This window comes from Tabrizicola soli, from assembly GCF_015999335.1.
Lineage (GTDB): Bacteria > Pseudomonadota > Alphaproteobacteria > Rhodobacterales > Rhodobacteraceae > Tabrizicola > Tabrizicola soli.
Genome location: NZ_JAEACP010000001.1, coordinates 152,731 through 166,406, shown reverse-complemented (window position 1 = coordinate 166,406; position 13,676 = coordinate 152,731). Strand labels below are relative to the sequence as shown.

General features: G+C 67.7%; 16 protein-coding genes. 7 read left to right on the top strand and 9 right to left on the bottom strand.

Translation table 11 applies throughout. The annotated features are described in order from the left end of the window. Positions 1-48: 48 nt before the first annotated feature. The 4 genes from I7S92_RS00780 to argC form a co-directional block, all read right to left on the bottom strand. The gene (locus tag I7S92_RS00780) at positions 49-519 is read right to left on the bottom strand and encodes a holin family protein (RefSeq protein WP_197641567.1); all 471 of its coding nucleotides are present in this window, start codon (positions 517-519) and stop codon (positions 49-51) included. Continuing rightward, positions 510-1,121: a holin-associated N-acetylmuramidase gene (locus I7S92_RS00775; RefSeq protein WP_197641566.1), complete on the bottom strand. Its 612-nt coding sequence runs from the start codon at positions 1,119-1,121 to the stop codon at positions 510-512. Before I7S92_RS00775 ends, I7S92_RS00780 begins: the two co-directional genes overlap by 10 nt. A 69-nt stretch (positions 1,122-1,190) precedes the next feature. Further along, positions 1,191-1,646 (bottom strand): cytochrome c maturation protein CcmE, encoded by a 456-nt coding sequence (gene ccmE, locus I7S92_RS00770; protein ID WP_197641780.1) that lies wholly within the window; start codon positions 1,644-1,646, stop codon positions 1,191-1,193. Positions 1,647-1,809: 163 nt separating this feature from the next. Next, entirely contained in the window at positions 1,810-2,838 is a 1,029-nt protein-coding gene (gene argC, locus I7S92_RS00765; RefSeq protein WP_197641565.1) for an N-acetyl-gamma-glutamyl-phosphate reductase, read from the bottom strand. 129 nt (positions 2,839-2,967) lie between these two features. On the opposite strand from argC, the gene I7S92_RS00760 reads away from it, so the two are divergent. The 3 genes from I7S92_RS00760 (at position 2,968) to I7S92_RS00750 (ending at position 4,155) form a co-directional block, all read left to right on the top strand. Further along, a complete protein-coding gene (locus I7S92_RS00760) occupies positions 2,968-3,270 on the top strand; it encodes a hypothetical protein (RefSeq protein ID WP_197641564.1) in 303 nt (100 codons plus the stop codon). 56 nt (positions 3,271-3,326) lie between these two features. Beyond that, a complete protein-coding gene (locus I7S92_RS00755; RefSeq protein ID WP_197641563.1) occupies positions 3,327-3,680 on the top strand; it encodes a RidA family protein in 354 nt (117 codons plus the stop codon). Positions 3,681-3,825: 145 nt separating this feature from the next. Further along, positions 3,826-4,155, top strand: coding sequence for a hypothetical protein (locus I7S92_RS00750; RefSeq protein ID WP_197641562.1), 330 nt, complete (start codon positions 3,826-3,828; stop codon positions 4,153-4,155). Between the two features lie 2 nt (positions 4,156-4,157). Here the strand turns inward: I7S92_RS00750 and pgi are convergent, their stop codons facing one another. The 4 genes from pgi to I7S92_RS00730 all read right to left on the bottom strand — a co-directional run bounded on the left by pgi (position 4,158) and on the right by I7S92_RS00730 (position 8,427). Further along, positions 4,158-5,756 carry a glucose-6-phosphate isomerase gene (gene pgi / locus I7S92_RS00745; RefSeq protein ID WP_197641561.1) on the bottom strand — a complete coding sequence of 533 codons (1,599 nt, stop codon included), beginning with the start codon at positions 5,754-5,756 and terminating at the stop codon, positions 4,158-4,160. A 3-nt stretch (positions 5,757-5,759) separates the two neighbouring features. Next, positions 5,760-6,431, bottom strand: coding sequence for a 6-phosphogluconolactonase (gene pgl / locus I7S92_RS00740; RefSeq protein ID WP_197641560.1), 672 nt, complete (start codon positions 6,429-6,431; stop codon positions 5,760-5,762). Continuing rightward, positions 6,431-7,882 (bottom strand): glucose-6-phosphate dehydrogenase, encoded by a 1,452-nt coding sequence (gene zwf, locus I7S92_RS00735; protein ID WP_197641559.1) that lies wholly within the window; start codon positions 7,880-7,882, stop codon positions 6,431-6,433. The genes pgl and zwf overlap by 1 nt, the downstream gene beginning before the upstream one ends. An 80-nt stretch (positions 7,883-7,962) precedes the next feature. Next, entirely contained in the window at positions 7,963-8,427 is a 465-nt protein-coding gene (locus I7S92_RS00730) for a lytic transglycosylase domain-containing protein (protein WP_197641558.1), read from the bottom strand. A 188-nt stretch (positions 8,428-8,615) separates the two neighbouring features. On the opposite strand from I7S92_RS00730, the gene I7S92_RS00725 reads away from it, so the two are divergent. Genes I7S92_RS00725 through I7S92_RS00710 form a run of 4 tightly spaced genes read left to right on the top strand, consistent with a single transcriptional unit; the run spans position 8,616 to position 12,845 of the window. Next, positions 8,616-9,131: an SRPBCC family protein gene (locus I7S92_RS00725; RefSeq protein WP_197641557.1), complete on the top strand. Its 516-nt coding sequence runs from the start codon at positions 8,616-8,618 to the stop codon at positions 9,129-9,131. A 35-nt stretch (positions 9,132-9,166) separates the two neighbouring features. After that, a complete protein-coding gene (locus I7S92_RS00720) occupies positions 9,167-9,652 on the top strand; it encodes a (2Fe-2S)-binding protein (protein ID WP_197641556.1) in 486 nt (161 codons plus the stop codon). Between the two features lie 19 nt (positions 9,653-9,671). Continuing rightward, complete coding sequence (locus I7S92_RS00715; RefSeq protein ID WP_197641555.1) at positions 9,672-12,041, top strand: xanthine dehydrogenase family protein molybdopterin-binding subunit; 2,370 nt, start codon at positions 9,672-9,674, stop codon at positions 12,039-12,041. A gap of 12 nt (positions 12,042-12,053) precedes the next feature. After that, positions 12,054-12,845 (top strand): FAD binding domain-containing protein, encoded by a 792-nt coding sequence (locus tag I7S92_RS00710; protein ID WP_197641554.1) that lies wholly within the window; start codon positions 12,054-12,056, stop codon positions 12,843-12,845. Positions 12,846-12,867: 22 nt separating this feature from the next. Here the strand turns inward: I7S92_RS00710 and I7S92_RS00705 are convergent, their stop codons facing one another. Further along, on the bottom strand, positions 12,868-13,527 hold the full coding sequence (locus I7S92_RS00705; protein ID WP_197641553.1) for a glutathione S-transferase family protein: 660 nt from the start codon (positions 13,525-13,527) through the stop codon (positions 12,868-12,870). Between the last annotated feature and the right edge of the window lie 149 nt (positions 13,528-13,676).

Genomic DNA, 13,676 nt, shown 5'->3' with positions numbered 1-13,676 from the left:
GCAAGGCCATGCCAGAGGCCATGCCAGAGGTCAAGGATAGGCGCGGGATCACTCCCGCCGCCAGTCCTCCAGCGCCGCATTCTCCTCGCCCGAACCCCGGCCGGCAAAGGGCGACACCACTCCCCGCGTCCGGAAATAATACGTCTCCCGCGCGCCGAAATAGAAGGCGACGATCGCGCCCAGCAGCCACCACAAGGGCTCCGGCACCGCGTTGAGCCCGACCATCCGCTTCGCGAATGCCTCCGGGTCGACCATCGCATAGGCGAAGAGCCCCAGCGTCCCGAAGGCCAGGCAGGGACGCGGCAGCCGGTTCAGCCCGTTCACCATCCGGTCGAACCAGCTGAGTGCGGGATGCTGGTATTCCTCGCCCAGCTGCCGCAGCGCGGCCATCTGCGCCTCGGCCGAGAGTTCCATCCTCCGGGTGGACGAGGGCACGAAAACCTCGGCCACCCCCTTCGCCGCCTCTCCCAGCGCGGTGACCGCCCCCGGCCCGCCGATCAGCTTGCCGATCACTCCCATGCCGCCACCCGTGCCGCATGCTGCGCCGCGGTCAGGTGATAGCGCGGCGAGATGAACTCCTCGGCCCGCTTGATCCAGCCGCCCTTTCCGCCGTCGCGGCTGCGGGCATATTTCCGGCTCGCCGGCCGCTTGTCCGCCAGCGCGTAATAATAGTTCCGCCGCGCGATCCCGTAGGCATCGACAAGATGCGAGGGCGCGGCGTCCTGCGCCATCTGCGCCGCACGGATGGTCTGCGGTCCGATCTGGCCATCCGGATCGCAGGGAAAGCCCATGTCGGTCAGAAGCCGCTGCAGGATCTGCACCGCATTCGCGCCCGCGTTCACCTGCATGTCGAAGACGCTGGCCTGCAGCGCCTCGGGCAGGGTCGCGATGCCGGGGCGTTTGTGGTAATGCTCCAGATAGATCTCCACCGCCTGCGCGCGTGTGAGGGCGCGCACGTCGGCCAGGTCGATCCGGCTGTCCCGGTTCACGTCGATCCCCAGCCGCCGCAGCGTAGGAAGCGTGACACCATGGTTCGTGGCCCCGCCCGGATCATCGGGGTCGTCCACGAAACCGCCCTCGCGGGCGACGATTTCCTCGGCAATCTGGCGGACATTCGGCATGGGCACCCCCTTTTCCGGGGGAAGCCTGCCCGCAGGGCGTTAACGCCGCCCTGCCCCGCCGCGCGCTGGTCAGCTTTCGGGCTGCTCCGCGGGATCGACGTAGACCCCCTGCTCCTTCAGCGCGTCGACCACTTCCTTCGGCATGTAGGTCTCGTCATGCTTGGCCAGCACTTCGGTCGCGACGAAGGTCTCGCCCTCCATCTTGCCCAGGGCGACGACGCCCTGCCCCTCGGCAAAGAGGTCGGGCAGGATCCCGGTATAGCGCACCGGCACGGTCGCATTGGTATCCGTCACCGCGAAGGCGACCTCGGTGCCCTCGCCGCGCTTCAGCGATCCCTCCTCCACCAGCCCGCCGATGCGGAAGGTCTCGCCCTCGCGCGGGGGCTCCTCCATCACCTGGGTGGGCGAGCGGAAGAAGTTGATCCCGTCCTGCATCGCATAGCCGACCAGCCCGGTCGCGCCGATCAGCGCCACCGCCGCCAGCGCGACGATCTGGATCCGGCGCTGCTTCTTCAGCCCCTTCAAGCCGCGGAATTCCCTGCTCATGCCTGCACCCCTTTGCACGGCCCCTGCTTACACGCCCTCACTTGGGCGCGCCTTGACCCTAATCAAGCCCCCGCTCGTCGATGGGCTGCGCCACTCCTCGCTCTATCCCGGCGAGGAGGAGACGCAGTCGAACGACGAGCCCTCACGGAAAGACCGGCGCCAGCATCAGCCCTTCGGTCTCGGGCAGGCCCAGCATCAGGTTCGCGTTCTGGATCGCCTGACCCGACGAGCCCTTGGTCAGGTTGTCCAGCACCGCGACGACAACCGCGCGCCCCGGAATCCGGTCGCCGATCACCCCGAGATGGCAGAAATTGCTCCCCGCGATGTCGCGGGTCGAGGGCAACGCGCCGAAGGGCAGGACTTGCAGGAAGGGCTCGCTTTCATAAGCCTTTTCAAGCACCTGATGAACGGTCTTCGCATCGCCCTTCAGATAGACCGTGGCCAGGATGCCCCGGTTCATCGGCAGAAGATGCGGCGTGAACTGCACCCGGACCGGCCGCCCGGCGATCCTGGAGAATTCCTGGTCGAACTCGCCCAGATGCCGGTGCTTGCCACCGGCCGAATAGGTATGCGTTCCCCCGGACAATTCCGCGTGAAGCAGGTTCTCCTTCAGGCTCCGCCCCGCGCCCGAGACCCCAGCCTTCAGGTCGATCAGGATATCCTCCAGGTCGATCACCCCTGCCGCGATCAATGGCCGCAGCGCAAACTGCCCGGTCGCCGCGTTGCAGCCCGTGCCCGCGACCAGCCGCGCCGCCCGGATCTCGTCGCGGTAGAACTCGGTGAGGCCATAGACCGCCTCCTTTTGGACCTCCACCGCCGCATGGGGCTGGCCATACCACTTTTCATATTCCGCCGGGTCGCGCAGCCGAAAGTCGGCCGACAGGTCGACGATCCTCAACCCGCGCGGCAGCTTCGCCACCACCTCCTGCGTCGTCGCATGAGGAAGCGCGCAGAAGCACAGGTCGACATTGGAAAAATCGATCTCGTCGATCTTCACCAGCCTCGGCAGGTCGAGGTGCCGCAGGAAGGGAAAGACTTCGGCCATGCTCATCCCCGCCTTGCGGTCCGCCGAGAGCGCGACGATCCGCATCGAGGGATGCGTCGCGATCAGGCGGACAAGCTCCGCCCCCGTATAGCCCGAGGCCCCGAGGATGGCGATGCGATGGGTCATGGTCCTGCTCCGACGGAATGAAACGGCCCCTCTTTGCGCCGATGGGGGGCGCAATGCAAGACCGCATGGCTTGCCGCTGCCCAGGGGCCTTGCTACCCATTCCCGGAAGCCCCCCTGAAAGGCCCGACGATGCGGCTTGCCCCTCTCCTCCTGCCCCTCCTCGCGGCCTGCGCCAGAGAACCCGCGCCCGCGCCGCCCTATCCTTTCACCGGCAGCTGGGACTGCGGCGGCGCGACCTTCCGCTTCACCAACACCAGTTATTTCAACGGCTCGAAAACCTACCCGATCCGCGCCGTCACGCGCGAGGGCGACAGTTACACCCTCTACATCCAGGGCGGCACGCGCATCTTCCTTGCCCTCGTCACCGACACCGGCCTGACCTGGGTCTCGGCCGCCTCGGGCGACCAGTTCCACTGCCGCCGCGTGAACTGACTTCCGTTCGCGCCCCCGACCGGCTAATCCGCTAACGACCAGCAACGGAGCATTTCATGAACAACGACATCACCCGCTACGGCACCGGCCCCCGCATGTCCGAAGGCGTGGCATGTAACGGCATCCTCTGGCTTGCCGGCCAGGTCGGCCAACCCGGCGCATCGGTGGCCGAGCAGACCCGCCAGTGCCTGGCCGAGGTCGATCGCATCCTCGCCGCCGCCGGGACGGACAAGACCCGCATCCTCTCGGCGCAGATCTGGCTGGCCGACATCTCGACCTTCGCCGAGATGAACGCGGTCTGGGACGCCTGGGTGCCGCAGGGCCACACCCCGGCCCGCGCCACCGGCGAGGCGAAGCTTGCCACCCCCGACTACAAGGTCGAGGTCATCGTGACCGCCGCGCTGAAGTAACGGCGCGCTGAAGCAATCGGTCCCGATCGGTCGGGGATTCCCGACCCTTCACCCGATTGGAGTATGCGCCCCCTCCGCCCCCGCGCTAGCAGGGAGGCAAGGGGGCGCCCTGCCCCCGGAACCCTTGATTTTCCGAGGCTTGCAGATGAACCCGCTCCTGGCCCGCAGTTTCCTCGTCGGCGTCCTTATCCTCTCCACCGCCTATGGCGCCTCGGCGCTGACGGTGAAGCGGACGAACCAGCTGATCGACGGTGCCTATGTCCCCGTCCTGATCGTCAAGCACAATGGCGAGACCCATGTCCATCGCGTGGGCCAGGATGGGCTGACCCGCACGATCCTGTTCAACCGCGCCAAGGCGCTGGCCTGGGCGCGGGCGAAATACGGCGTCGACGGCACCGATCTGACCGCCAGCGGCAATGGCCCGGACTATGCCGGCGGCCATGACGGCGACGACGACATGGGGTCCACCGGCTGACCTCAGCCGCGCAGGAACCCGACCAGCGCCGCGGTCGAGCCGTCCTTGCCCTCCGTCCCCGCCTTGCCCTCCAGCAGCGGCTGCAGGGCCAGCGCCAGTTCCTTGCCCAGTTCCACCCCCCACTGGTCGAAGGAGTTGATCCCCAGGATCACCCCTTCGACGAACACCCGGTGCTCGTAAAGCGCGATGATCTGGCCCAGGGTGAAGGGGGTCAGCTGGTCATAGGCCAGCACGGTGGAGGGCCGGTTGCCCGGAAACACGCGGTGCCGCGCCTGACGCTCCAGCTCGGCCCCGGCCAGCCCCTTCTTCGCCATGATCGCCCGCGCCTCTTCCAGCGACCGGCCGCGCAAGAGCGCCTCGGCCTGCGCCAGGCAGTTCGCGACCAGGAGGAGATGCTGGTGCGCCAGATCCGGCTCATGTCCCCGCCGCGCCACCAGGAACTCGCAAGGGACCACCCGGGTGCCCTGGTGGATCAGCTGGTAAAAGGCGTGCTGGCCGTTCGTCCCCGGCTCGCCCCAGACCACCGGGCCGGACTGGGTGGCAAGGTCGCTGCCATCCACCGCGACGCGCTTGCCGTTGCTCTCCATCTCCAGCTGCTGCAGATAGGCGGGAAGCCGCGCAAGCCTTTGATCATAGGGCAGGACCGCCCGCGTCGCATGGCCGCAGATCTGGTTGTGCCAGATCCCGACCAAAGCCAGCAGCACCGGCATGTTCCGCGCGAAGGGCGCGCCCATGAAATGCGCGTCCATCGCCCGCCCACCGGCCAGGAAGTCGTCGAACCGCTCGGGACCGATGGCGATCATCAGGCTCAGACCGATCGGCCCCCAGACCGAGTAGCGCCCGCCGACCCAATCCTCGAAGCCGAAAACCCGCTCTGGGTCAATGCCATAGGCGGCGGTCTTGTCCCCGGCCGTGCTGACGGCCGCGAACTGCGCGGCGGGGTTGGCGACCTTCTCCGCCATCCAGCGCCGTGCCGTGTCGGCATTGGTCATGGTCTCGATCGTGGTGAAGGTCTTCGAGGCGACGATCACCAGCGTCGTCTCGGGGTTCAGCCCCCGCAGCGTGTCATGGACATGTGCGCCATCGACGTTCGAGACGAAATGGCAGCGCGGCCCGTCGGCACAGGGTTGCAGCGCCAGATAGGCCATCGCCGGCCCGAGGTCCGAGCCGCCGATCCCGATGTTCACCACATCGGTGATCCGGCCGCCCTGCCCCGTGAACACCCCCTCGCGCACCTGGCGCGCGAAGGCGGCGCAGGCGGCACGGATGCGGCGCACATCGGGCAGCACGTCCTGGCCATCCACCCGGATCACCGCGCCCTCGCCCGCCCGAAGCGCCACATGCAGGACGGCGCGGCCCTCGGTGTCGTTGATCTTCTCGCCGGAAAACATCGCCGCGCGCTTTTCCGCCACGCCCGACTCCTCGGCCAGCCGGACCAGCGCGGCGCGGGTCTGGGCGTCGATATTGGTCTTGGCATAGTCGAGGCGCATCCCCTCCGCCTCGACAGTGAAATCCCCGGCACGGGATCCGTCAAAGAGATCAAGGATATGCCGGTCCTTGTTCACTCCGCGCAGCCGGTGCAGTTCCGCCCATTTGTCCATGACTCACTCCGCCCAATGCACGGTCGCGGCGTCCAGGACGGCGCGCACCGGCGCCTCCTGCGGGGTCAGCGACTGCGCCCGCTCCAGCGCCTCGCGCTTCTCGCCGCCGGTGATCAGGAGATGGATGTTGAACGCCCCTTTCAGCACCGGCGCGGTCAGCGTCACGCGCGGCTCGCCGGCCGCCTCGGCCCGCATCGGCAGCAGAAGCGGCGCATTCGCCGCCAGCGCCTCGTCCAGCCGGTCGGCGCCGGGGAACAGGCTTGCCACATGCATGTCCGTCCCCATGCCCAGAAGCAGGACCGAGATCGGCAGATGCGGCCGGATCCCGTCCTCCAGCGCGGGCAGCATCTCCTCGGGCGTCTCGGCCGGGGCGTAAAGCGGGATCAGCCGCGCCTGCGCCGCCCGGCCGCGGATGAGCCGTTCGCGCACCAGCCGCGTGTTCGACCTGTCGCTGGTTTCGGGCACCCAGCGTTCGTCGGTCGGCAGCACCGCGACATTCGCCCAGTCGAGGTCCACCCCTGAAAGCGTGTCGAACACCGGCCCCGGCGTCGTGCCCCCCGGAACCGCCAGCGTGGCCTGGCCGTCGCGGCGCAGGAAATCCGCCAGCTGCCCGGCGAGCACATTCGCCAGCCCCAGCATCAGCATCTCGCGGTCCGGATAGGTCTCCAGCTGCATCAGCGTATCTCCCGCCAGCGACGCCCGTCGCGGTGCATCAGCATCAACGCATCTTCCGGCCCCGAGGATCCGGGATCGTAAAGCTGCGGCCGGTCGTCACGCGATTCCCAGCCCTCGATGATCGGATCGGTCCAGGCCCAGGCGGCCTCGACCTCGTCGCCGCGCATGAACAGCGTCTGGTTGCCCCGGATCACATCCATGATCAGCCGTTCATAGGCGTCCGGCACATCCTCGGACACCTCGGCCAGCGCGTCGGCGAAGGACATGTCCAGCGGCACCTGCATCAGCCGCATCCCCCCCGGCCCCGGCTCCTTGATCATCACCCACAGGTGCATCCCCTCGTCCGGTTGCAGCCGGATGACCAGCACGTTCTCGTGCCAGCCCTTCGCATCGTCGAAGATCGCATGCGGCGGCTGCTTGAAGGTAACGGCGATCTCGCTGGCGCGCGCCCGCAGCCGCTTGCCGGTGCGCAGGTAGAAGGGCACCCCCTGCCAGCGCCAGTTCGAGATCGCGACCTTCAGCGCGACATAGCTTTCCGTCCGGCTGGCGGAATTCTCGGCGTGTTCGGCATAGCCCGGCTCGCCGCCCCCCGCCGCATACTGGCCGCGCACGATGTCCTGGGCCAGCACCGGCTTCAGCGCCCGGATCACCTTCAGCTTCTCGTCGCGCACCGCATCGGGGTCGAAGTGCCAGGGCGGCTCCATCGCGATCAGGCACAGAAGCTGCATCAGGTGGTTCTGCACCATGTCCCGCATGGCGCCCGACTTGTCGTAATAGGCCCCGCGCCCGTCCACGCCCACGGTCTCGGCCACTGTGATCTGCACATGGTCGATGTATTCCGCCTTCCACAGGGGCTCGAACAGGATGTTGGCGAAGCGCACCGCCATCAGGTTCTGCACCGTCTCCTTCCCGAGGTAATGGTCGATCCGGTAGATCTGCGCCTCGGTGAAATGCCGCGCCAGCACCTCGTTCAGCGCGCGGGCGCTGGTCAGGTCGCGGCCGAAGGGCTTTTCCACCACGATCCGGCTCCAGGCATCGGCGATCCCGTGGTCCGACAGCCGCTGCGCGATATCGCCGAACAGGCCCGGCGCGACCGAGAAGTAGAAGGCCCGGACCACGTTCTCGCGCATCAACTCCTTCAGCCGCTCCCAGCCGGTCGTCCCCCTGGCGTCGATCGGGACATAGGTCAGCCGCTCCAGGAAGCCCGCGATCGCCGTCTTGTCCTGCTTCTCCTTCGGGACGAATTCCGCGATGGCCCCGGCCACCTGCGCGCGCCATTCGGCATCGGTCAGCTCGCCCCGTGCCGCGCCGATGATCCGGCTGTCCTCGGGCATCTGCCCCGCGAGGAAGCGCCGGTAAAGCCCTGGCAGCACCTTGCGCCGCGCCAGATCCCCGGTGCCGCCGAAGATCACCAGATCGAACACATCCACCGGAATCACACGCGAGACCATGGGCAACTCCCTCTTATGCGCTGTTAGCGCTAACGGGCGCGTTCTACCGCCTGCGCCCGCCCATGTCCAGCATTGCCGTATCAGGCCCTAAGGCCGGTCTCCTCCAGCAGGCCCTTGCGCTTGGCCTCGTAGTAATAGCCGCGAGCATACCAGCCCACGGCAGCGTCCTGGTTGCCATCCGCCACCAGCCAGGCCCCGCGCAGATAGCGCCCGGCATATTTCAGATTGGTCTCGGCATCCAGAAGACCCTCGGGCGCGCCGCGATAACCCATGGTCTGCGCCGTCTGCGGCATGATCTGCATCAGCCCGTAGTAGGGCCCGTTGCGCGCCGCCGGATTGTAACCGCTTTCGCGCCGGATCACCCGGTGCAGAAGCTCTTCGGGAATCTCGTGCACATGGGCGTATTTCCGCACCAGGGCCTTCATCTCGGGCGTGGCGCCGGGCTGCATCGGCGCGCGCGAGACTTCGGGCTCGGGCTTGCGGCCGCAGGCGGCAAGTGCTGCTCCGGCGGCAAGGACAAGGATCTGTCGGCGGCTGAAGGACATGGGGGCTCCGCTGGGTTTTTGCCGCAAAGCGTTAAAGACGGCCGCGCCTTGCCGCAAGTCCCGGCTGCATCCGTCGGCGGCCCTTTGCGCGGGTCCGGAGAAAATTGACCGGGCGAGGCGCGAAATTCCTGATGGATTATGCGCGCTTTGGCATAGTCTCGTGAAAAAGGCCGGGGGGAATCAAACCGATGCAGATGTCCGACACGCGCGAAATTGCCGCGCCGCCCGACATGGTCTGGCGCGCGATCCTCGACCCCGAGGTGCTGCGCGCCTGCATTCCCGGCTGCGAAAGCCTCTCTGGCAGCGTGGCCGAAGGATATCAGGCCGTAGTCAAGCAGAAGGTGGGGCCGGTGAGCGCCACCTTCACCGGCGTGGTTCAGTTGTCCGACATCGTGGAAGGCCGGTCCCTGCGCATCTCGGGCGAGGGCAAGGGCGGCGTCGCGGGCTTCGCCAAGGGGGGCGCCGACATGGTGCTGGAGCCGGCCGGGGACGGCACCCGGCTGACTTACTCCGTCGATGCCTCGGTCGGCGGCAAGATCGCCCAGCTTGGCAGCCGGATCATCGACGGCTTCGCCCGCAAGCTGGCCGATGAATTCTTCACCCGCTTCCAGGACGCGGTCGAGGGCCCGGATGAGCCCCCGCCCGCGGACGAGGCGGAAGAGGCCCCGAAGAAGGGCTGGTTCAAGCGTCTGACCGGGGGCTGAGGCCCCCAACCCAGGAAATCCAAGGGAGGAGAGGAATGACCAAAGTCAGCATGACCGTGAACGGCCGCGCCGTCTCGGCCGAGGCAGAGGGGCGGACCCTTCTGGTGAACTACCTGCGCGAGGGGCTGGGTCTGACCGGCACCCATGTCGGCTGCGACACCAGCCAGTGCGGCGCCTGCGTGGTGCATGTCGACGGCCAGGCGGTGAAAAGCTGCACCGTCTTTGCCCAGGACGTGGCCGGGGCCGACGTGCGCACGATCGAGGGGATGGCCAATGCCGACGGCTCGCTCTCGACGCTGCAACAGGCCTTCCAGGACCATCATGGCCTGCAATGCGGCTATTGCACGCCAGGCATGGTGATGTCCTCGGCCGCCCTTCTGGCCGAGAACCCCAAGCCGACCGAGGCCGAGGTCCGCTACCATCTCGAAGGCAACATCTGCCGCTGCACGGGGTACCACAACATCGTCAAGGCGGTGCTGGCGGCCAGCGGGCAGGACGTCACCAAGATCGCAGCCGAATAACAGAATCAGGGAGGACGACATGCCGAAGGACGGAGGCATCGGCGCCAGCACCAAGCGGCGCGAAGACGTGCGGTTCCTGACCGGAAAGGGCAGATATACCGACGACATCAACATCCGGGGCCAGCTCCACGCCCATTTCATCCGCAGCCAGGTCGCCCACGGCACGATCCGCAAGATCGACACCCGCGACGCGGAAGCCATGCCCGGCGTGGTCAAGGTGTTCACCTCGGCCGATTTCGCCGGCGTCGGCGGCATCCCGACCGGCTGGCAGGTGACCAGCCGCGACGGCTCGGTGATGCTGGAACCGAAGCACCCCGTGCTGGCCGAAGGCAAGGTCCGCCATGTCGGCGATCCGATCGCGGTGGTGGTGGCCGAGACGCTGGACCAGGCCCGCGACGCGGCCGAGGCGGTGGAGATCGACATCGACGAACTGCCCGCCGTCATGGACATGAAGGCCGCGGTCCAGGGCGGGCCCCTGGTGCATGACGAGATCGGCTCGAACCTCTGCTACGACTGGGGCTTCGTCGAGGAGAACCGCGCCGCCGTGGACGAGGCCTTCAAGAAGGCCGCCCATGTCACCACGCTCGACCTGGTGAACAACCGGCTGATCGCCAACCCGATGGAGCCCCGCGTCGCCGTCGGCGATTACGAGGATCACTCGGGCCAGCACACGCTGTACACGACCAGCCAGAACCCGCATGTGATCCGCCTGCTGATGGGGGCCTTCGTGCTGTCGATCCCCGAGCACAAGCTGCGCGTGGTCGCCCCTGACGTGGGCGGCGGCTTCGGCTCGAAGATCTACCACTACGCCGAGGAGGCCTTCGTCACCAAGGCCGCCCAGATCCTGAAGCGTCCGGTCAAATGGACCTCCTCCCGGTCCGAGGCCTTCATCTCGGACGCGCAGGGCCGCGACCACCAGACCCGGATCCAGCTTGCGCTCGACGCCGACAACAATTTCATGGCGCTGCGCTGCGAGACCTACGCCAATATGGGCGCCTATCTCTCGACCTTCGCGCCCTGCATCCCGACCTGGCTGCACGGCACGCTTCTGGCCGGGAACTACAAGACGCCGCTGGTCTACACCAACGTCAAGGCGGTCTTCACCAACACCGTCCCCGTCGACGCCTATCGCGGCGCGGGCCGGCCCGAGGCGACCTTCCAGCTGGAACGGGTGATCGACAAGGCCGCGCGCGAACTGGGCGTGTCGCCGGTGGAGTTGCGGCGGAAGAACTTCATCAAGCCGGACCAGTATCCCTACCAGACCCCGGTCGCCGTGGTCTACGACACCGGCAACTACGACGCGACGCTCGACAAGCTGCTGGAGCTTTCCGACTACGCCGGCTTCGAGGCCCGCGCGGCGGAATCGAAGGCCCGCGGCAAGCTGCGCGGCTTCGGCCTCGCGCATTACATCGAGGCCTGCGGCATCGCGCCCTCGAACCTGGTGGGCCAGCTCGGCGCCCGCGCCGGTCTTTATGAATCGGCGACCGTCCGGGTGAACGCCACCGGCTCGATCACCGTCTTCACCGGCAGCCATAGCCATGGCCAGGGGCACGAGACCACCTTCGCCCAGGTGATCAGCGACATGATCGGCATCGACGCCAGCCAGGTGGAGATCGTGCACGGCGACACCTCGAACACGCCGATGGGCATGGGCACCTACGGCTCGCGCAGCCTTGCGGTCGGCGGCTCGGCCATGGTCAAGGCCACCAACAAGATCATCAACAAGGCCAAGAAGATCGCGGCCCACCTGATGGAAGCGTCCGAGGCCGACATCGAACTCAAGGACGGCAAATTCACCGTCGCCGGGACCGACAAGGAAAAGACCTGGGTCGACATCACGCTCGCCGCCTACGTTCCCCACAACTACCCGCTGGAAAGCATCGAGCCGGGGCTCGAGGAAACCGCCTTCTACGATCCCTCGAACTTCACCTACCCCGCCGGCGCCTATGGCTGCGAGCTGGAGGTGGACCCCGAAACCGGCAAGGTCGAGATCCTGGCCTTTACCGCCGCCGACGACTTCGGCAATGTGGTGAACCCGATGATCGTCGAGGGCCAGGTCCACGGCGGCCTTGCGCAGGGCATCGGCCAGGCCATGCTGGAGCATTGCGTCTTCGACGAAAACGGGCAGCTTCTGTCGGGGTCCTTCATGGACTACGCCATGCCCCGCGCCGACGACGTGCCGTTCTACAGCGTCGATCACAGTTGCGCCACGCCCTGCACGCACAACCCCCTGGGCGTGAAAGGCTGCGGCGAGGCCGGGGCCATCGGCTCGCCCCCGGCGGTCGTCAACGCGGTGCTTGACGCGCTGCATCGCGGCGGCTTCACCAACGTCACCCATATCGACATGCCGGTCAGCCCCTCGCGGGTCTGGCAGGCGATGCACGGCTGAGGGAGGGACCCCATGCACAACTTCGACTTCGTCAAACCCTCGACCATCGCCGATGCGGCGCAGGCGCTCTCCCACGAGGGCGCGCAGGCGCTCTCGGGCGGTCAGACCCTGATCCCGACGATGAAGCAGCGCCTTGCCGCGCCCGCCACCCTGGTCAGCCTGACCGCCATCCCCGAGATGCAGGGCGTCTGCCTTGGCGACGGGGGCCTGCACATCGGCGCGGCCACGCCGCATGCGGTGGTCGCGCGCGAGGCCAAGGCGCATTATCCGGCGCTCGCCGCCCTTGCCGGGGGCATCGGCGATCCGGCGGTCAGGAACCGGGGCACCATCGGCGGCAGCCTCGCCAACAACGACCCGGCTGCCTGCTATCCCTCGGCGGTCCTCGCCTCGGGCGCGACCGTGGTCACCAACACCCGGAAGATCGCGGCCGACGACTACTTCCAGGGCCTGTTCTCCACCGCACTGCATGATGGCGAGATCATCACCTCGATCGTCTTCCCGATCCCGGAAAAGGCGGCCTATGTGAAGTTCGACCAGCCCGCCAGCCGCTTTGCCCTGACCGGCGTCTTCGTCGCGAAATACGCAGGCGGCGTGCGGGTGGCGGTCACCGGGGCGTCGCAAGACGGCGTCTTCCGCTGGAAGGATGCCGAGGCCGCGCTATCGGCCGACTTCTCTCCCGCCGCGATCAAGGGTCTCGCGATGGAAAGCGGCACGATGATCCACGACCTGCACGGAACCCAGGCCTATCGCGCCAACCTGGTGAAAGTGCTGACCGGCCGCGCCGTCGCCGCCGCGCTGGCCTGACGCCTCTTACCGCGCCCGGGGGCTACCCTCGGGCGCGCACCGCCTCCGCCTCGGTCCGCTGCGCCGCCAGCGCGCGCTGGAAGGCCGGACGCGCCTCGCCCCGCGCGACGTAGCCGGCGAGGTTCGGCCAATCCTCGATGATCCCGGTCCCGCCCAGCCGACGCAGCACGCTGACCATCAGCAGGTCGCCGGCCGAGAACCTCGCCTCCAGCCACTCCCCCTGCCCCAGCCGGTCGGCAAGCCGCCCCAGCACGCCGCGGACGCGTCCCTCCAGCATCTCCTGCCGCTCGGCGAACCAGGGCCTGTCGCGTTCCAGCACCCGCGCCAGGCTGGACTCGAAGATCGGCGGCTCGACCGTGTTCAGGGCGGCGAACATCCACATCACCGCCCGCGCCCGTGCCTTGGACTCGGCCGGAAGCAGAACCGGATGCTCCTGCCCCAGATGCCAGAGGATCGCCCCGGATTCGAACAGCACCAGCCCCTCCGACGCATAGGTCGGGATCTGTCCGAAGGGATTCCGCGCCAGATGCCGGTGCGACTTCAACTCGGCGAAGTCCAGCAGTTCCACCGCATAGGACTGCCCGGCCTCCTCCAGCGCCCAGCGGACCCGCAGGTCGCGTGCCAGCCCCCTGCCCCCATCGGGCGAGCGGCGGAATCCGGTGATCGTCGGAAGACCGGCCATGCCTGTACCTCCATATCAGACCAGATGGTATGTTTCTCTTGCCCATCCGGCAAGCTCTTCTTCCGGTCTTGCGCGTTGTCATGCCGGGGTCATGGAACTCTGGCATCAGGAATCTCGGAAAACTTCACGGCACCGTCACTAGCTGGGGG

Excerpts from the sequence above, each read along its gene's own strand:
- I7S92_RS00780 (WP_197641567.1), bottom strand. The coding sequence starts at position 519 with ATGGGAGTGATCGGCAAGCTGATCGGCGGGCCGGGGGCGGTCACCGCG.
- I7S92_RS00775 (WP_197641566.1), bottom strand. The coding sequence starts at position 1,121 with ATGCCGAATGTCCGCCAGATTGCCGAGGAAATCGTCGCCCGCGAGGGC.
- argC (WP_197641565.1), bottom strand. The coding sequence starts at position 2,838 with ATGACCCATCGCATCGCCATCCTCGGGGCCTCGGGCTATACGGGGGCG.
- I7S92_RS00760 (WP_197641564.1), top strand. The coding sequence starts at position 2,968 with ATGCGGCTTGCCCCTCTCCTCCTGCCCCTCCTCGCGGCCTGCGCCAGA.
- I7S92_RS00755 (WP_197641563.1), top strand. The coding sequence starts at position 3,327 with ATGAACAACGACATCACCCGCTACGGCACCGGCCCCCGCATGTCCGAA.
- I7S92_RS00750 (WP_197641562.1), top strand. The coding sequence starts at position 3,826 with ATGAACCCGCTCCTGGCCCGCAGTTTCCTCGTCGGCGTCCTTATCCTC.
- pgi (WP_197641561.1), bottom strand. The coding sequence starts at position 5,756 with ATGGACAAATGGGCGGAACTGCACCGGCTGCGCGGAGTGAACAAGGAC.
- pgl (WP_197641560.1), bottom strand. The coding sequence starts at position 6,431 with ATGCAGCTGGAGACCTATCCGGACCGCGAGATGCTGATGCTGGGGCTG.
- zwf (WP_197641559.1), bottom strand. The coding sequence starts at position 7,882 with ATGGTCTCGCGTGTGATTCCGGTGGATGTGTTCGATCTGGTGATCTTC.
- I7S92_RS00730 (WP_197641558.1), bottom strand. The coding sequence starts at position 8,427 with ATGTCCTTCAGCCGCCGACAGATCCTTGTCCTTGCCGCCGGAGCAGCA.
- I7S92_RS00725 (WP_197641557.1), top strand. The coding sequence starts at position 8,616 with ATGCAGATGTCCGACACGCGCGAAATTGCCGCGCCGCCCGACATGGTC.
- I7S92_RS00720 (WP_197641556.1), top strand. The coding sequence starts at position 9,167 with ATGACCAAAGTCAGCATGACCGTGAACGGCCGCGCCGTCTCGGCCGAG.
- I7S92_RS00715 (WP_197641555.1), top strand. The coding sequence starts at position 9,672 with ATGCCGAAGGACGGAGGCATCGGCGCCAGCACCAAGCGGCGCGAAGAC.
- I7S92_RS00710 (WP_197641554.1), top strand. The coding sequence starts at position 12,054 with ATGCACAACTTCGACTTCGTCAAACCCTCGACCATCGCCGATGCGGCG.
- I7S92_RS00705 (WP_197641553.1), bottom strand. The coding sequence starts at position 13,527 with ATGGCCGGTCTTCCGACGATCACCGGATTCCGCCGCTCGCCCGATGGG.